At 51.0% G+C, this 17,948-nt stretch carries 19 protein-coding genes; 7 read left to right on the top strand and 12 right to left on the bottom strand.

The features are described 5' to 3' along the window. Positions 1-42 precede the first annotated feature (42 nt). The 5 genes from KNP77_RS14350 to KNP77_RS14370 all read right to left on the bottom strand — a co-directional run bounded on the left by KNP77_RS14350 (position 43) and on the right by KNP77_RS14370 (position 5,476). A complete protein-coding gene (locus KNP77_RS14350; RefSeq protein WP_131490621.1) occupies positions 43-489 on the bottom strand; it encodes a hypothetical protein in 447 nt (148 codons plus the stop codon). A 50-nt stretch (positions 490-539) separates the two neighbouring features. Further along, positions 540-995: a hypothetical protein gene (locus KNP77_RS14355; RefSeq protein WP_070329208.1), complete on the bottom strand. Its 456-nt coding sequence runs from the start codon at positions 993-995 to the stop codon at positions 540-542. 84 nt (positions 996-1,079) lie between these two features. Continuing rightward, positions 1,080-2,525, bottom strand: coding sequence for an alanine/glycine:cation symporter family protein (locus KNP77_RS14360; RefSeq protein ID WP_070329207.1), 1,446 nt, complete (start codon positions 2,523-2,525; stop codon positions 1,080-1,082). Positions 2,526-2,708: 183 nt separating this feature from the next. Further along, positions 2,709-5,174, bottom strand: a complete 2,466-nt coding sequence (locus tag KNP77_RS14365; protein ID WP_131466004.1) for a CoA-disulfide reductase — start codon at positions 5,172-5,174, stop codon at positions 2,709-2,711. After that, positions 5,171-5,476, bottom strand: a complete 306-nt coding sequence (locus tag KNP77_RS14370) for a rhodanese-like domain-containing protein (RefSeq protein ID WP_016509667.1) — start codon at positions 5,474-5,476, stop codon at positions 5,171-5,173. The genes KNP77_RS14365 and KNP77_RS14370 overlap by 4 nt, the downstream gene beginning before the upstream one ends. Before the next feature lie 283 nt (positions 5,477-5,759). Here KNP77_RS14370 and KNP77_RS14375 point away from each other — a divergent pair, with 283 nt between their 5' ends. Together KNP77_RS14375 and KNP77_RS14380 are read left to right on the top strand one after the other, a co-directional pair. Further along, positions 5,760-6,026, top strand: coding sequence for a metal-sensitive transcriptional regulator (locus KNP77_RS14375; protein WP_016509666.1), 267 nt, complete (start codon positions 5,760-5,762; stop codon positions 6,024-6,026). Between the two features lie 66 nt (positions 6,027-6,092). Continuing rightward, positions 6,093-6,524, top strand: coding sequence for a type III secretion system chaperone family protein (locus KNP77_RS14380; RefSeq protein ID WP_070329205.1), 432 nt, complete (start codon positions 6,093-6,095; stop codon positions 6,522-6,524). A gap of 68 nt (positions 6,525-6,592) precedes the next feature. Here KNP77_RS14380 and KNP77_RS14385 read toward each other — a convergent pair whose 3' ends face one another. Both KNP77_RS14385 and KNP77_RS14390 read right to left on the bottom strand, forming a co-directional pair. Next, entirely contained in the window at positions 6,593-7,378 is a 786-nt protein-coding gene (locus tag KNP77_RS14385) for a cytochrome c oxidase assembly protein (RefSeq protein ID WP_214891434.1), read from the bottom strand. Positions 7,379-7,384: 6 nt separating this feature from the next. Then, positions 7,385-7,855 (bottom strand): DUF2243 domain-containing protein, encoded by a 471-nt coding sequence (locus tag KNP77_RS14390; RefSeq protein ID WP_131444065.1) that lies wholly within the window; start codon positions 7,853-7,855, stop codon positions 7,385-7,387. A 161-nt stretch (positions 7,856-8,016) separates the two neighbouring features. Here KNP77_RS14390 and KNP77_RS14395 point away from each other — a divergent pair, with 161 nt between their 5' ends. Then, the gene (locus KNP77_RS14395) at positions 8,017-8,964 is read left to right on the top strand and encodes a DUF4003 family protein (protein WP_251139107.1); all 948 of its coding nucleotides are present in this window, start codon (positions 8,017-8,019) and stop codon (positions 8,962-8,964) included. A 20-nt stretch (positions 8,965-8,984) separates the two neighbouring features. On the opposite strand, the gene KNP77_RS14400 is transcribed toward KNP77_RS14395, so the two are convergent. Then, positions 8,985-9,707 (bottom strand): YwiC-like family protein, encoded by a 723-nt coding sequence (locus tag KNP77_RS14400; RefSeq protein ID WP_251139108.1) that lies wholly within the window; start codon positions 9,705-9,707, stop codon positions 8,985-8,987. A gap of 172 nt (positions 9,708-9,879) precedes the next feature. Here KNP77_RS14400 and KNP77_RS16180 point away from each other — a divergent pair, with 172 nt between their 5' ends. Then, complete coding sequence (locus KNP77_RS16180; protein ID WP_214891437.1) at positions 9,880-10,335, top strand: DUF4367 domain-containing protein; 456 nt, start codon at positions 9,880-9,882, stop codon at positions 10,333-10,335. 48 nt (positions 10,336-10,383) lie between these two features. Here KNP77_RS16180 and KNP77_RS14410 read toward each other — a convergent pair whose 3' ends face one another. The 3 genes from KNP77_RS14410 to KNP77_RS14420 form a co-directional block, all read right to left on the bottom strand. Further along, positions 10,384-11,019 carry a YitT family protein gene (locus KNP77_RS14410; protein WP_070329202.1) on the bottom strand — a complete coding sequence of 212 codons (636 nt, stop codon included), beginning with the start codon at positions 11,017-11,019 and terminating at the stop codon, positions 10,384-10,386. A 255-nt stretch (positions 11,020-11,274) separates the two neighbouring features. Further along, on the bottom strand, positions 11,275-13,398 hold the full coding sequence (locus KNP77_RS14415; RefSeq protein WP_070329201.1) for an MMPL family transporter: 2,124 nt from the start codon (positions 13,396-13,398) through the stop codon (positions 11,275-11,277). A gap of 102 nt (positions 13,399-13,500) precedes the next feature. After that, the gene (locus tag KNP77_RS14420) at positions 13,501-14,292 is read right to left on the bottom strand and encodes a hypothetical protein (protein WP_131508158.1); all 792 of its coding nucleotides are present in this window, start codon (positions 14,290-14,292) and stop codon (positions 13,501-13,503) included. Between the two features lie 139 nt (positions 14,293-14,431). Here KNP77_RS14420 and KNP77_RS14425 point away from each other — a divergent pair, with 139 nt between their 5' ends. Next, entirely contained in the window at positions 14,432-14,596 is a 165-nt protein-coding gene (locus KNP77_RS14425; RefSeq protein ID WP_016509685.1) for a YycC family protein, read from the top strand. A 15-nt stretch (positions 14,597-14,611) separates the two neighbouring features. Here the strand turns inward: KNP77_RS14425 and pulA are convergent, their stop codons facing one another. After that, the gene (gene pulA, locus KNP77_RS14430) at positions 14,612-16,606 is read right to left on the bottom strand and encodes a type I pullulanase (RefSeq protein ID WP_214891439.1); all 1,995 of its coding nucleotides are present in this window, start codon (positions 16,604-16,606) and stop codon (positions 14,612-14,614) included. A 69-nt stretch (positions 16,607-16,675) separates the two neighbouring features. On the opposite strand from pulA, the gene KNP77_RS14435 reads away from it, so the two are divergent. Together KNP77_RS14435 and KNP77_RS14440 are read left to right on the top strand one after the other, a co-directional pair. Continuing rightward, on the top strand, positions 16,676-17,167 hold the full coding sequence (locus tag KNP77_RS14435; RefSeq protein WP_034780837.1) for a YajQ family cyclic di-GMP-binding protein: 492 nt from the start codon (positions 16,676-16,678) through the stop codon (positions 17,165-17,167). Further along, positions 17,164-17,742, top strand: coding sequence for a metallophosphoesterase family protein (locus tag KNP77_RS14440; protein ID WP_070329198.1), 579 nt, complete (start codon positions 17,164-17,166; stop codon positions 17,740-17,742). Before KNP77_RS14435 ends, KNP77_RS14440 begins: the two co-directional genes overlap by 4 nt. The last annotated feature ends 206 nt before the right edge of the window (positions 17,743-17,948 follow it).

Consider the following 17,948-nt stretch of genomic DNA (forward strand, 5'->3'; position numbering starts at 1 on the left):
ACGAAATCCCGAAGCATGTGAACTTACACGCTTCGGGATTTTTTATGCATTGGCTCGACGATCCACCATCTTCAAACAAACGATAAGTAAGAGGATTAACGCGATTATAAGTGTCAACAGCAAGGTTTGTGTATCGACAAGTTGAGACGTCTTCCACGTTTTCAAGGATAGAACTGACCAAATTTGGCTCAACATAAAGCTAGACAGTGCAATGAAACTGATATGAAATACTGTCAGTTCTGGAACAAGTCGTCGACTAACTAAATAACTATTCATGACGAGCATGAGCAGATAAACCGTAAGTAGCACATCCCATACGCTTTGCAACGACTCATACGCATCGAATCCGCTATGCCGATACAAAAACAAGCCCATCAATACGAGTAAAGATCCGAGCGTCAGACGCCCAATCCATTTCTCCCCCGTTTGATAACCTAAAAACGGATTAATGAAAAGCCCAATCCATAACAGAAGTCCTAAAAAATCCACGCTCCATCCCTCCGTCATTTTTGTTAAATTATACCATATGATAGAGGAATTCATTCATAATAAATCAACACGAGCTCATCCCGCTCGCTCGCCTCGTCACAGAAGCGCTTCAACAGCGTCCATTTGAGCCAAATGTCATCGAGACTGTCACGATTCACTAGCGCCATCTCTCCGACATCTTCTTTTTTGAAGGCGTTCATCGCGTCTTTGACGATATGAAGCAGCTGCGGCGTCAAAATCCCGACGACGACCGCCTGCTTCTCATTGACGACCAACTCTTCCCCGATGACGGCCATCTCCAAGTTATACGTGTCATTCCCGTCGATATACACCTCGATTTGACCGAGTATTTGTTGAAACCGTTCAATATTTGGAAGCGTCAACGTCTCGTACGTGTCACGGTGTTGCTCGTGCACGTGAAGCAACCAGTCTAGAATCATCTCCGGGTCTTGACCGAACGAGACCCATACTTCCGGGGAAATGCGTATATAATGTGTCGTCTCCATGAGTGAACGCCCCCCTTTTCTTCACTTTACCCTTCTTTCAGACGCAAAAAAACCGTCTACGTATATTCGTAGACGGTTTGTTGCTTATGAACGGAACGTACCCGTTTTGACTTCTTCTTCCTCGTTATCCCAAGCCTCTAAATATTCACGACCAGGCAGGTCTTCGATCGAGTCGGCATAAAATACCGGATCGTCTCCTTGACGGCGTTGCTCCAAATAATCGTCGAGCACGAGCCGCGCGACTTTCGCAAGACGGAAAATCGCATACAAGTTGACGAGCGCCATGAGTCCCATGAACACGTCGGCGATCGACCAGACGAGACCGGCCGAACGGACAGCTCCGAAGAGGACCATCCCGACGACACCGATGCGGTAGAGCGTGACATAAATCTTTTTATTCGAGATGAACTGAATGTTCGTCTCACCGTAGTAGTAGTTTCCTAGGATCGAGCTGAACGCGAACAAGAAGATCGCGATTGTCAGGAACGACGTCGCCATCGGACCAATCTCAGCCGTGAGCGCCGCTTGTGTCAATTCGACACCTGCGAACGCTTCCGAACCAGCCACGCCTGACAACAAGATGATCATCGCTGTCGACGTACAGATGAGAAGCGTGTCGACGAAGACGCTGAACGATTGGATCAAGCCTTGTTTGACCGGGTGTGATACTTCAGCAGTCGCTGCCGCGTTCGGAGCCGACCCCATACCCGCTTCGTTCGAGAACAGACCGCGACGGATCCCTTGAAGGACCATCGCCCCGATTGCCCCGCCGAACAGTTGCTCGAGACCGAGCACACCTTCAGAGAAGATGAGACCGAACACGCTCGGCAATAGCGAAGCGTTTGAAATCATGATCCATAAAGCGAGCAGGATGTAACCGCCGGCCATGATTGGAACGATGATACTTGATAACATCGCAATCGACTGGATGCCGCCGAAGATGACAATTGCTGTGATGGCAGCCAACACGAGACCGACCGTTGTCGGGCTGACCCCGAACTGGTTGCTCATCGAAAGCGAAATTGTGTTCGATTGGACCGAGTTAAAAGCAAAACCGAACGAGAACGTGATGAGGATGGCGAACAAGATGCCGAGCCACCGTTGCCCGAGGGCGCGCTCCATGTAGTAAGCCGGTCCCCCGCGCCATGTACGGCCATCTCGAATTTTATAGACCTGTGCGAGCGTGCTCTCGACGAACGCCGAGGCGGAACCGACTAAAGCGATGATCCACATCCAGAAGACAGCTCCCGGACCACCGAGCGCGATCGCTGTCGCGACACCGGCGATGTTGCCTGTTCCGACACGTGCTGCCGTCCCGATGGCGAACGCTTGGAACGAAGACACTTGTCCTTTTTCACGCTTCATGCCGTCTTTGAACAAGAGGCGGAACATTTCAGGAAGCATACGGAACTGAACGAACCCCATGCGAATCGTGAAGTAAAGGCCTAACGCGACAAGAACGACGATGAGCACCGACGACCAGAGCAGGTCGTTCGCTTGCCCAACAAACTTTTCGATCATATTCTCCATCTTCAATCCTCCAAAATGTATGTTTAGTTATAAGTAAAAGTTATGTCAACTTTCTTAACATGATTAGAATTATAGGAAAAGTGTGCGGAGAATGCAATCTTTTTCAGCAATTTTCAAGTTTCACACCCAAACAATAGAAAAAGCGACCGGCACATGGCCAGTCGCTCTGATTATTTAATTCACTTAGATGAACAGGTTCAAGTTGCCGCCTTCAGCTGCCCCGAGGTATGCTGCCACACCGCCGAGATTGATGCCGTCGATCAACTCTTCTTCTTTGATTCCCATGACATCCATCGACATCGTACAAGCGACCATCTTGACGCCTGCTTCTTGTGCCGATTTAATCATTTGGTCAAGTGATGGCACGTTCTTGTCGCTCATCACTTTCTTCATCATTTTCTGGCCAACCCCACCGAAGTTCATGTTCGAGAGCGGAAGTTCTCCAGCATGCGAAGGCATCATCATGCCGAACATCTTCTCGAGACCTTGCTTCTTCACGTCAGGTGCGTCTGGTTTACGAATGACGTTCAATCCCCAGAATGTGAAGAACATCGTCACTTCTTTGCCCATTGCCGCTGCGCCTTGAGCGATGATGAACGAGGCGAGGGCACGGTCGAGGTCTCCGCTGAAGACGACCATCGAAGCGCCGTCGCCGGCTGGTGCTCCTGCTTGAGCGGCCGCAGGGCCGTTGCCTTTTTGAAGGATCGCTTCGACGCGACCGTTCACGAACTGTTTCGAGACGAGTTTATTACCCGTCTTTTTCGCCCATGCTTCGATGTCTGCGAAGAAACCAGGATCGCTTGCGAGGACGCGGAGCGTCTCGCCTTCGCCGAGCTCTGCCACTTTTTTATTTACTTCTAAAATCGGGCCCGGGCATTGAAGACCACATGTATCAAGGAAAATCGGTTCTCCGACTGGTTCATTCGTCATTGCGGGTGGTGCCTCCTTCGTTGCTGTCGCAGCAGTCTCATCTGCCGTTTTAACTGTCTCGAGCGCGTCAAAATCACGTCGTACTTGTGACCACGTCTTGTAGCCACCGCTCAAGTTTTTCACTTTAAAGCCATTTTGGCGCAAGATGCGTGAAGCCAGGTAGCCACGAAGGCCGACTTGACACGTCACGTAGATCGTCTCGTCTTTACTATAGCTGTCCAAGTTGTCACGGAGCGAGTTGAGCGGGATGTTGATCGACCCAGGAATTTTCCCGAGCTCATGCTCAGACTCGTCACGGACGTCAAGGAGTGTCGCACCGTTCTCGACCAATGCGTCAATCTCGTCCCAATGCACGACTTCGTTGTCACCGAGGATGACGTTCGAGGCGACGTAACCGATCATGTTGACCGGATCTTTCGCCGAGCTGAACGGCGGTGCGTAGCTAAGTTCGAGGTCTGGCAGGTCGAGGACCGTCAAACCACCTTTGATTGCTGTCGCGATGACGTCGATCCGTTTATCGACACCGTTCATCCCGACACCTTGAGCACCGTAGATTTCACCCGTTGTCGGATGGAACAACAGTTTGAGTGAAACCGGAGTCGATCCTGGGTAGTAGCCTGCGTGTGAACCTGGGTGCACGTGGACGGCTTCAAACTCTTTGCCGGCCGCTTTCAAACGTTTCTCGTTCCATCCTGTCGAAGCGACAGTCATGTCGAACACTTTTGCGATCCCGGTACCCATCGTCCCGTTGTACTTCACGTCGCGGCCGTTAATGATGTCGGCAACGAGGCGTCCTTGACGGTTGGCTGGCCATGCGAGCGGAACGACCGTTGGCTCTTTGAAGATATAGTCGAGCACTTCGACCGCGTCCCCGATCGCATAGATGTTCGGATCCGACGTGAGCATCTTCTCGTTGACACGGATAGCGCCACGTGTCCCTGTCTCAAGACCGGCTTCTCGGGCGATCGTCGATTCAGGAATGACCCCGATCGACATGACAACCATGTCCGTTTCAATGACACGGCCGCTCGTCAAATGAATCTTCTTCCCTTGATCAGAGAACGACGACACGCCGTCTGACAATTGGAGGTCCACGCCATGGAGACGCATATGTTCATGGATTGGTGCGACCATCTCACGGTCGAGCGGTGTCATGACTTGATCCGCCATTTCGACGAGCGTCACGTCAACGCCGCGTTCACGTAAGTTTTCAGCCATCTCGATTCCGATGAAGCCGCCTCCGATGACCGTCGCGTGTTTCGGTGCCTTGTCATCGACGTAGCTGCGGATTTTATCTGTATCCGGAATATTTCGGAGCGTGAAGATATCTTCTGCTTCCTCGATTCCAGGAATGTTCGGACGAATCGGTTTCGCTCCAGGCGACAAGACGAGGACGTCGTATGACTCATCGTACGTTTCACCCGTTTGGACGTGTTTCACCGTCACCGTCTTCTCAGCGCGGTTGATTTTCATCACTTCCGTCAAGTTGCGGATATCGAGTTGGAACCGTTTGTTCATGCCCTCAACTGTTTGGACAAGCAATTTTTGACGGTCTTGAATCACGTCACCGATGTAGTATGGGAGACCACAGTTGGCAAATGAGATATATTCGCCACGGTCGAACATGACGATTTGATTTTCTTCATTTAAGCGACGGAGACGTGCGGCTGCCGAAGCACCACCTGCTACCCCACCGACAATTACGATTTTTTTACTCATTGCTCGTTTCCTCCTTTGACGACTTCACCAGGCCAGCTCATCAAGCCGTCTTCTATATTGACCACTTTATAACCTTTTGCTTCCATTTGCCAAGTAGCTTGCGTGCTGCGAGCGCCCGAACGACAAAGCACGATGTACTCTTGGTCTGTGTCGAGCGTATCAATCCACTCCGTTATTTCAGAGAGCGGGTAATTCGCCGCCCCCGCGATGTGTGCTTCTTGAAACTCGTCGCGTTCGCGCACGTCGACGATGTTTACAGGGACTTCAAAGTCCATTTGACGTTTTAAAGCCGATGCTTTCATCTTTGTTTACCCATCCTTTTTATCTATAGTCATTTCACGTATTCATGATCAGCTTGGTAGCGGGCGTCCGATAAACTTTGTGATTCATTGAACAATTCGCTTCCACGTCATTAATATACCCCCTATGGTATGTGATTGCAAGGGAAAAGTTTGACGAATCGGCAAACAGTCGATTTTTTCCGGCTTAAACGTTGTTGCTCGACACATACTCCCCCACGTATTAAGATGAGACTACACAATACTAGTTGGGTTACTGAACGATTTGAATATAGAGGTGAAACTTATGGAACAGTATCAATACGACACGAAAGTGTTGAACCGGATGAAACGGGTCGAAGGCCAGATCCGGGCCATCATCCGCATGATGGAAGAAGGCAAGGAGTGTCGCGACGTCGTGACACAACTGAGCGCGGCTCGATCGGCACTTGACCGCGCCTCGACGATCATCGTCGCCAAGAACTTGGAGCAGTGCATTATCACGGCGCAACAAGATGGCGAAGATACGTCAGAAACGGTCGAAGAAGCCATCAAAATGTTGATGAAACGCTAGTTCCCCTTGCTTTCCCCTCTCAAATGGGAGAAAGTTAGAGTAACGACTTTTAAGGGGGATTTCTTTGTGAACTTTGAAGAAAAAGTAGAATCATTCAAAGCGCTCGTCGCAGAACGCAACATGACGTTCAAAGAGAGCGAGACCGAAACGCACGTCACGTTTTTAACGCGTGAAACGACTAAATCTGAGGCCCAGCCCGTTATGATTATCGCCTTCAACAAAAAGACGACTGACGCCGAGCTATACGCCGCGACAGTGACGCACGTGCCGGACTACGTCGAAGACCTACCGATCCTCAACGCATTGAACGAGTTCAACCAAGAGTTCAAGTACTTCCGTTGCGTGCTCGACAGCGACCGTGACGTCACGCTCGCTTCAACGCTCGATCTCGACCTCGGCTTCTCACCGGAAATCATCTTGCAACATTCGTTCATGATGTTCCAAGCAGCCGACGAAGTGAACGAGTACATGCAAAAACTGTACACGCAAGTTCAATAATTGTAGACCGCCAGACAGAAAAGACGATCATCCCGAACGCATCGGGACGATCGTCTTTTCTTGTGTACTCATACGTTATCTCTCGTAGCTAGGGCACGGGGAGAAGTTGCAATATACCACTGGTAACAAAGAATGATGATTAATAGAAGATCAACCAAATCCCCACCGTAATACATCCACATGGCTCCTACCTCTGCCTCTCCTGTTGGCACCCCATTTGGTGGGCTCACATAAATTATTTTTGCCAATATCTTATGTCCGGCCAATGCTGCAATCAATACAAGTGATCGGTATATGTAGCTGTATCGGTGTGACGTGACGTCCACATAAATCAAAGAAATGGTAAACAAATACCCTGCTAAAAACACATGCAGATGAATTAACACATATAAAAGAATTGATTGATGCATCAGTGAATACAAATCCGTCATGTAGAGCAGATATAGTCCTCCAATGTTGAGAACGGAAGCCGTGACCGGATTCGTGAAGAATTGGAGCGGCCGACTTTTTAATACGCGTGTCACTCTTCTCGCGACGTGTACATCAAGCGTCCGTAACAGTAACGTCATCGGGGCGGACAAGGCGAGACACAATGGCGCCAACATACCTAGAAACAGATGACTAATCATATGCCCGACAAAATTGGTGTGGGCAAAAGTCGCTAACGGTCCAACCAAAGTAAGGCCTACACAAACAATACCTATCATCCATAAACCGTAGCGATATAGCGGCCACGGTTTATAAGCGCGACTCGTAAAAATTCCGGCGAACGAATAAGCAAGGAGAGCCATAAACAACAAAATCACGACCGTCGCCTCATAACCGCCACTTATCGTCTGGACATGGGAATGCATCCTCATTTATCCTCCTTCTTTCACAAGTAGCTTCCGTTTCTGCGTTTGGTTAAAGAGCACTAAACCACCTATGAGGATGACGAGGGCCGTAACATTCCAAACGAGGTCATATGGAAGAATCTCAACGCCATAACGAATCTGATGAATTTTCAGTAGTTTGTGATGAATAATCCCATCGTAGAGTTGAAAAAAACCAACGCCGATCAGGACGCCACTGATCCACCGCTTCATCCAAAATGACTTTCTTCTCCGTAGGTCTGCCAGGAGGAACAAGGAAGCTACGGTCGCAAACCAACTGAACGCATGAAATAACCCGTCTGAGAATAAGCCGACGGCAGACGTCGATTTATCATAGAAATGATGCCACGCCAATAATTGATGAAATACCGTCTCATCCACAAATGCAATCAGGCCCAACCCGAATAGAAACCCCGAACCAAGGTTACGGAACGCGTATGCATACGGACTACCTTCCATGTTTCGGCACCTCCAAATTAATAACAAAGTTTTCGGACATATTTCGATTCCCTTTTGTTTACTAATTAAACGCCGTCCTAATTTAAGAACAGAAACGATATCACTTTTATGAAACGTTTAGCCCGATTTTTCCGTACGAATAGAAAAAGGAGGAAATGCTAATGATGACGCGTTATATTCGTTACCTCGATTCGCTCGAAGCCATCAAAACGGCGACCAAATGGGCACTCACTGACGACTTCCGACGATTGATGGCCGTCAACTACGCCATCCATGACACCCCGTTCGACCCAAATCGGTTTGAACAGGCGCAGGCGGCCGTCAAACAGAAAACCGGCTTGTTCTCCAAATTTCGCGGTAGCAACAACCTCGTCTGGTTATCGTTTCTCGACGCCAAGTATGAAGACGTCGGCCCCGCGATTGACGAAGCACTTCGTCTCGACACGCTGCTCGACCGAAAACATTTCCGATTCAGCGCGCTGCGGCCGTTCCTCGCGAGCCAGTTGATCAACGTCGACGAACCGGAACGCAGGCTCGATGAGGCAAGCGCCCTCTATCAAGCATTTAAACGCCAGCATCCGTGGCTCACGAGTGAAGAGGATCTGCTGTCGGCACTCGTCCTCGTGCAAGCGTTCGACGACCACACTGAACTGAACGAGCGCATCGAATCGTATTACGAGGCGCTGAAAATCCAGTTACCGCGCTCGAACGAACTGCAGCTCGTGTCGCATTTGCTCATGTTCAGCAAGTTGGACCGAGACGACGCCGTCGCTCGCTTCTTAGACTGGCGCACCCGCCTTGAAAACCAACAGCTTACCGTCAAGAGTGAGCAGCTACCGTCGCTCGCCTTGCTCTCGATCGTCTCGGCACCGAACGACCAAGACGAACAAGCGATCCTCGACATCACGAACGCTGAAAAAGAGCAGCAACGCTGGTTCAACACGCACGGACTAAACGTCGCCATCCAACTCGTCGCCGCGGAACATATTACCGAAGATGCGAGCGACCTGCTACTGAACGGGACGTTCGCTCATTTGCTGGCGATGCAACAAGCGGCCTCGGCGGCAGCAAGCGTCGCCATCATCGCGAGCACGTCGTCAAGCGACTAAAAAAAGAAGGGTTGCCCCTTCTACGTGTAAAGATATACGCTCAAACAGATTAAAACGAACACCGAGTTCACAATCTCAAAGATCCCGATTTTCATGATTGGGATCTTTTTGCCGTAGAAAACGATCGCCCGGACGAGGCTCGGCGCGTATGCGAGCGCCAAGACCGAATAGCCGAACGCGATGAACGCTGCGACGAGCATGAGGTGATACCCCCACGAGATGTTCCGGTACAACGCGCTCTTCTTCTCCCGAATCATCGTCTTGACGTAAAAGATACTGCCGAGGAAATACAAGTATGGCAAGATGAACAGCCAGACGATCGTCGCGCCCAACGTCTGCGCACCCAAGTAATAGCTCGCCATCCCACCGATACAAAATGACGTGACGGCACTGACGTCGTTCCAGACGTTGCGCTCGTCTTTGATTTTGGCGAAATAGGCGTTGACGAGACCGAACGGGATCATCGCGAGGACGAACCAGACGAGACGCCACTCGGTGATGAACACCGGAATGGCAGCGACTGTCGCAATCACGAGATACGTCACGACCGTTCGCAACAGCTCAGCCGACTTCTTCCGTTGCTTCACGTATTGGAACAAGAAAAACGTGCCCATGTAGACGAACAACCAAGCGATGGCGAACGGTAAGTGCGCGAGTGTCCATCCTCCGACGATGCCGCCGAGTAAGAACGGTAAAATAAGCATCGACCAGGCGCCGTGCTGTTTTGGAATCATCCATTTCATGTGACTCACTCCTTCTTTTTTAGTGTAGAGCAACGTTTCGTGAAAAGCTGTGATTTTTGTTACTGTTGCACAACCCGTTTGATTATTTATATCCATAATTAGTAAAAAACTATATCATCATCTTCTTTTTCTAGTATTCTAGTATTAAGATCTACGACAGGAGGGATAGAAAGTGGCTCAACACCCAAAACAAAGAACGAGTCGCCGTACCTTTAAAATCATCCTCGCTATGATATTTGCTCTTTTAGTCGTCGGCCGGGTCCCAATTCAGATGCCGATTGCTTTTACTACATCGTTCGTTCCGTTTAAAGTTGAAACTCCTTCCTACCTCCCACTCGAGATAGATGAACAATATTCACACCTTCTGAATTTGAATCAAGTTAGACTGGTCTACAAAAATGAAACCGAGTCAATTACTGTTTGGGCGACCAGTGAAATGGGTTGGAATCACGTCGATAGCTGGGACGAAAAAGTCATGATTAGAAACGGATTGAACGGTCACTATACCGAATTTGATGATATGAAAATGATCAGTTGGCAACAGGAAAACGTCGAGTATGCCGTTGACTATACCGGAACTCAACTCTCAAAAGATGACCTGCTCAAAATTGCGAATTCCATTCAGTAAACAGTTGAAGTTCTTTTTCAACTGTTCACGCCATAAAAAAAAACGATCTCACGCGAGATCGTTTTTTGGTGTTAGTTTGGTCACACTTGGTATGGCTACTTCGACAGCGTCTTCCGTCAACATCTTCGTGACGACACGACCCGCGATTGAGACCGCGATGAGCGTGTAAAGCGCGTTCGAGAGCGGCAAGTAGATGAGCGAGATCGCAAGAACAACCACATCGAAGGCGATGAGAATCGTTCCGACCGATACGCCGGACCACTTTGACAGACCGAGTGCGAATAAATCGTCGCCTCCGGTCGCTCCACCTGACTTCAAGACGAGACCGAGACCGTAGCCGGTCACAATCCCACTCGCAATCGCAGCAAACAGTGTCGCCGGCCAGACCTGGATGTCAAACGTCAACAGGTCGAGTCGATCCCACATCGCATAGCTGAGCGAAAGTGACGCCGCGGCAAGCACGGCTTGTCCGACGAAGCGCCAGCCTTTCCACCAAAGAGCGATTAAAAAGAAGGGGATGTCGAGTACGATCATCGAGATCGCCGGATCGATATCAAATAAATAGCGGCCGAGTAATGCTAACCCGACAAAGCCCCCTTCTGCCAAACCAAACTGTTCATTCAAATAATAATAACCGAACGCCATGATCAGCGTTCCGAGCACTATGGTAGCAACTCGTTTCATTCCGATTGTCCTCCCCGTTTTCAACGGAGAGGAGGATCCTCAGTCGTAGCCGCGGTTCCATCTGTTCCATCTCCGATCTTCCGTTTGTTGATTTTTTACATCGATGTTCGTCTGTAAAAACTCAACGCTAGAAGTCCGGCAATTGAAACAGAGGCCATGTCCTCTCGGTGTCCATAAAGACCTTCCTTTCCCAAATTGCGCGTAATCATGAGACTATTTTAACATACTCTCGCGACTATTTCATTAAATGTACATTTAGTGTAGATTACGTTTCGGTAAATCCTTCTTCCCGAACCACCACCAGTTCCAGTCGCCGAACAGTTTCATCAAGGACGGGACGAGCAACATCCGGATGATCGTCGCATCGATGAAGATGGCGAGCGCGATACCGACCCCGAGCTGTTTGATCGGGCTGACACCGGTGAAAGCGAACGCGCCCGTGACGACGATCATGATAATCGCGGCCGACGTGATAATCTTGCTCGTCTTAGCGAGCCCCATCTCGGTCGCATAGTCGTTATCCCCGGTCTCGCGGTAATACTCCTCGATCCGTGAGACGAGGAACACCTCGTAGTCCATCGACAGGCCGAAAACGAGCGAGAAGATGAACACCGGCGTCAAAATACTGATCGTCTCGGCGTCGTAGACGTAGCCCGACTCAAAGATGATGACCAATAACCCAAACGTCGCCCCGAGTCCGAGCACGTTCATGATGATCGCCTTGATCGGAATCAAGATCGAGCGGAACGCCCACATGAGGATGACCATCGTCGCTAAAATCACGGTCACGACCGCATAGGGGATGCTGTCGTAAATCTCTTCATAGATTTCTTCGTTGAAGGCGGCCGGTCCGCCGACGTCGAAGCCTTGGTCGCGCCAATCGCGGACGAACGCCTGCGCCGCTTTATCACTCGGCGGCACGTCGAAGCTGACGTTGACGAGTGCGAGATCGGTATTGCCTTCGAGCGTGACGAGACGTTCAAACGCCTCGAGCTGTTCCGGGGCGACTTGAACGAGCTGTTGGAATTCCGCAGCTGTCAGATTTGATGCGGTCAAGAACGTCGTGACGTTGTCGACGATCGGGTCTTCATTCAACTCGTCTGTAAGGGTTGTCAACTCGTCAAGAATCATCGAGTCGGTCAAATCGTTCGTCTCAAACAACAGCACCGCATCGGTCGACGTCTCGCCGAACACATCGTCCCACCGCTCGAGGGCGGCCCGGGATTCGTACGACGTCGGGAGCGCATCGGCGTCCGGGATGTTCAGTTCTAAGTCGCGGACGAACCAAAGGCTCGGCAACAAAAGGAGCAACGCGACGAGCGTCATCACGACCGGACGCTTCATGACGAACCGGGCCAACTTTTGCCAGCGCACTTCAGAGCGCGTCTCGTTCGTTCTGATGAGACGTCCTTTATTGATGGCATCGCCGACGATATAGAGCGCCGACGGCAAGAGCGTGAGCGCCGATAAGACGGCACCCGCGACCGCAATCAAGGCACCGAGCGCGATCGCTTGAAACACATCGACTTGAATGAACAACAGTCCGGCGAGCCCGACGAAGACGCACAGTCCTGAGAACAGGATCGAGCGACCTGCCGTCGCGACCGTCCGGACGATGGCCGCTTCCCGTGACAGTCCTTTGGCGAGCTCTTCACGGTAACGGTTGACGAGCAGGAGCGAGAAGTCGATCCCGAGCGCAATCGCGATCATCGCGACGGCATTCAATACGAAAATCGATAGCTCCATCGTCTGCGTGAAGAAGAAGAGCGATCCCGCCGCAACGATGAACGTGATCAGTCCAACGAATAAGGGCATGAAAGCGGCGAGCGGTGTCCCGAAGACGAGCAGGAGGACGACGAGCGCGACCGGGATCCCGATCAATTCGGCCCGGATCAAGTCATTTTTCGATGCCTCGTTCAAATCTTGGGCAAAGACCGGCTCCCCGGTCAACCGGACTTCCGTGTCCGTATCTCGAATCAATTCAGCACGAACGTCGGCAATCGCCGCCTCGGCCGCTTCCTGGTCCTCGAACTCGAGCACGAAGTACGCGGCGTCACCTGAACGCGCGTCCGGGTTCTCCGCTGGCGTGATGACGCCATCGACGCCTGAAACAGATTCGAGCCGTGTTTTTTGTTCGGCCATGACCGTCTCTAAGTCACCGCCTTCAAGCAAGACGATCATCGAAGCGCCGGCCCGGTCGAACCGATCGTTCAACGTGTCCTCCACTTGCGCGAAGCGGCCATCTTGAACCGCAAACCCGTTTCCTCGCAATTCCCCAGGCAACTGCAATCCGAAGTAAATCGAGACCGCTAATAACACAGTCCACACGGCGACCACCCAAAAGCGCCACCGCACCAAATTTTTACCTAACCGTTCCATCCAAGTCCACCCCTCTCCATCTAAGAAGACTGTTCCCGTTTCGCACGAGTTTCATCAAGTCTTCGCAAAAAAATCCTGAACCGTGAGTTCGGTCCAGGAACGTCAACGCTCGAACACTTGTAGCCAACTATGGCAAAATCGTCGAGGCGTCGATAATACGACGAGGCGGTCTCCCGACTCATCAAGCAACATCACTTTCAATAATTCACTTTCGGCACATACTTCAGAAGCAAACAGCAGACGGTCACGCTTGAACAGCTGGAACGAAGTCATCGACGTAATCGCTGTCGTCGCACCGACCTGGTCGACGATAACCGTATCATAATCGCCGCCGTAAGGAATCGTCCATCGTTCACCCGCTTCGACCTGCTCGACCATGAATTGCTGATTCAATTCATCGTAAAGCGTGACGAGGCCTGGGGCCGTGAACCGCTCAAAATCATAAATCGGATGATAGGCTAACTCGATGATGGCGCCAAACTCCGGCGTCTCCTCATAGCGGCTATAGCGGAACGTGTGGTCGGTCATGTTTAACGCCACGATGTCAGATTCCGCCGAGTAGAGAAATAAATCGTCTCCTCGCCAATGACATAAATTGCTGAACCAATCGTCATGAAACGTTTTTGGGATTGGGTGACACTCCATCATGCCTTGCTTTAAATCAATGACTCCATACGTTTGCATGTCTCGGAACAGCGCGACGGCTTTTTTTCCATGTGGTTCAATATATAGTGCGCACGGTGCCCATTTCCACTCGAGTTCCCATCTGATTTGGAACGTTTCGTCGAAAAAGACAAATCCAGTTTGCGCCAAATACAACATCCATCCTCCACCGACGCGCTCTAACCATTCAACCGTCTGATGAAACTGATAGTCTGCTACTTGTTTGTACATTTGATCACTTCCTAGTTTCAGCTTAGCAACGACCGAACGGTTTATCGATTTTGAATGTGTTCACACGACACATTCTCGCTCGGTCCGTTTTTGCTGTATACTGGCTGTAGCAAACCTGAATTTAGAAAGGAGAAACCACATGCGCCCACTACAACTGTCTCCCGAGACGGCGGTCGAGCTTGCCAAAAAGTTGAACGTACCGCTTGAAGAACTCATGCATATGCCAAAACATATCCTCGTTCGGAAGATGATGGAGCTTGAAGCATCTAAGACCGAGCCGAACGAAGAAAAGGAGACGGAATGACGTCTCCTTTTTTTGTTACCCTTGTTTATTCTTCCGCTTTTTCGCGACGTACCAAAGTCCAAGGATGGCAAGCGCAGCTCCACCGGCGACGGCGTACTTGCTGTAATCCGGACGGCGTTCTGTCACGACGAGCGTCGACAGCGGCGCGACGGTGAGGTGCCGGTCTTCGACGAGGCGTGGCGCCGTCAAGTTGACGGTATGGTCCTCGACATGAACTTCGAACTTGCCTGCTGGCAGCTTCACGTCGACCGGTACTTCGAGTCCGTTATGGTAGACGAGATGACGCTCGACATAACCTTCGACGTGACGATGAAGTTCGTAGGCGATTATCCCTTCTTCTTCGTCAAAGAAACGTAAGTGCTTTCGAATCTGTTCGGTGTTCTCGAGACGGAACAACGGATACTGTTTGCGTAAGTTGATCAAGCCTTTCACATATTCGACGCTCGGCGTCTCTTGCTCGGCCCGGGTCCAGTCCAATCGGTTGATGACCTCGCCCGATTTGAAACTGTTCTCATCCCCGTCTTTCGTGCGGAAAAACTCTTGCCCGCTATGAAGGAACGGAATGCCTTGACTGAGCAGGACGATCGTCGTCGCAAGACGATGACGGCGGCGGCGCGTCGTCTCATTGTCGTCAGGACTAGCGGCGGCAAGTTTGTCCCAAAGCGTCAAGTTGTCATGGCATTCGACGTAGTTGACGACTTGGTTCGGCTCATCGGCGAAGCTTTGACTCGTGACCGCACCGGTGATCCCGCGCTTCACGTCAGCCGTCAGCTCGGCGTTGCCGCTGATCCAGCCCGGCAAGTCTTCGATGAATACGTCACCACGGATTCCGTCCCGGATCGCATCGTTGAACTGAGCGATACGTGGCATTTTACGGGCGTTGTGTTGGTTTGCCTTCTTACGAACTGCCAGTGGTGTATCGAGATCCCAGCCTTCTCCGGTGATGAGGATCGATGGATCAATCCGATCGAGTGCTTTGCGGACCTGGTTCATCGTCTTGACGTCATGCAGCCCCATCAAATCAAAGCGGAAGCCGTCGATCATGAACTCTTTGGCCCAATACGAGACACATTCGACGATCAGTTTGCGCATCATCAACCGCTCCGACGCTGTATCGTTGCCGCACGCCGAGCCGTCGGCAAGCGTCCCGTCCTCGTTCAACCGATAGTAGTAGTCCGGCACGAACTGGCCGAGCGGTGTCGTCAAAGCGTCATACGTATGGTTGAACACGACGTCCATGATGACGCGGATCCCGCGGTCATGGAGCGCTTGAATCATCGCCTTCAATTCGAGGATACGGGCGGCCGGGTCATCCGCTGTCGAGGCGTACGAACCTTCGACCGCGAAATAATGGACCGGGTCATAGCCCCAGTTATAGTTCGACTCGCTTTCCCGCGACTCGTTGACCGAACCGTAGTCAAAGAACGGCATAAGTTGAAGGTGGGTCACGCCGAGCGCTGTGATGTAGTCGAGCGCTGTCGGGTATCCGTTTTTCGTCTTCGTGCCGGCCTCGGTCATCCCGAGGAATTTACCACGGTGCATGACACCGCCATCCGGATGGCTCGTCAAATCTCTCACATGTGCTTCATAAATGACCGCTTCTTGCGAAGAGTGGAAGAGCGGACGTTCTTTGACCCAATGGTCCGGGTTGATTGAAGACGGGTCGAGCAGGCAGCCCCGCTTCCCGTTGACGCCGACGACTTTCGCATACGGATCGAGGGATTCGATGCGTTTGCCGTCAACGATTGCCTCGAACACGTAAAACTGACCTTCGAATTGTGCCCGGTCAAGCTCGACCATCCATGTCCCTTTTTCGGCCCGTTCGAGCTCGATGCGATCAAACTTACGCGCCCGCGCCGTACGATAAAGCTTCACTGTCATTTGCTCGGCTACCGGCGACCACACCCGCAGACGGATGAGTTCACTTTTAAACGTCACCCCAAGGTCTTTTCCATGATATGCAACGTGATCCAAGTCTACATTTGTCTGTCTATCGATTGTATGTTCCATCGTTTCACTCCTTCACTGCTTCAAATCTGCTATCATTATAACAAAACCCATACAAAGGATGGATGAAACATGGCAAAAGACAATTCTTTTGATATCGTGTCAGAAATGAACCTCGAAGAAGTGAAAAACGCGATCCAAATCGCCGAAAAAGAAATTTTGAACCGTTACGACTTTAAAGGGTCGAAGAGTGAGATGTCACTCGATAACGGTGACCTCGTCCTCGTCTCAGATGACGATTACAAACTCGAACAATTAAAAGACGTCATGATCTCGAAGTTGATCAAGCGCGGCGTGCCGACGAAAAACCTCGACTATCAAAAAATCGAACGCGCACTCGGCGGTACCGTCCGTCAACGTGTCAAGTTGAAGAGCGGAATCGACAAAGACGATGCCAAGAAGATCAACAACGCCATCAAAGAGTCGAAGTTGAAAGTGAAATCGCAAATTCAAGACGATCAAATTCGTGTGACGGCCAAGTCACGGGATGACCTACAAGCGGTCATGCAACTCGTCCGTGAGCTCGAGTTATCGGTCGATGCCCAGTTCACGAACTACCGATGAAACTCGCCATCATCAGTGACCCGCACGGTTCGTTTGATGATTTGAAAGCCGTCCTCAAGGCGGTCAGGCGCGAGACCGAGCACATCCTCTGCCTCGGCGACTTGTACGAGTGCCATATCGGCAAAAAACGGCGCAACGAACGGTTTCATGACGTCTCCGACGTCATGACGTTTGACGAGCAGTACGAGGCGCTCTTGACGTTCCCGAGCCTGCGCGGCAACCAAGAAGAACGGATTGACGAAGTGCTCATCGTGTCGCACCCTGTCAAGACCCGCATCTCATTATTGCCTGAACAGACGACACTCGATGAGGCGCTGTTCTTGCACGGTCACCAAATCGAGTGGAGCGCCGACTGGGAGCCGATCGTCGAAAAAGGCAAGTACCCGCTCGTCTTCATCGGGCATAGTCATATTCCGGGCATCTACCGGAAAGGCCGCTCGATTCCCTGGGAAATCGGGACACCGTTCAAGTTGAAGAAGAAGCGCTACGTCATCAACGTCGGCGCCGTCATCTTCGACCGGGAATGGTGTCTGTATGATACGAAGACGCGAACAGTCACGCGGATGAAAGCATAAAAACACTCCGAACGCATGCGAACTGCACCTTTGATTGTTAGACACATCTAACAATCAAAGGTGCAGTTCATTTTAAGGATGATTTATTTTACTTGTACATTTTCCCAACCCTCTTGATGTGAACGCTAGAATAAAATTGACAGTTTTTGCTCGATACGATTTTACACTATTGCCGAAAAATCAGAACAGAACTCCGATAGATTAGT

The organism is Exiguobacterium sp. s142 (genome assembly GCF_018618455.1).
GTDB lineage: Bacteria > Bacillota > Bacilli > Exiguobacteriales > Exiguobacteriaceae > Exiguobacterium > Exiguobacterium aurantiacum_A.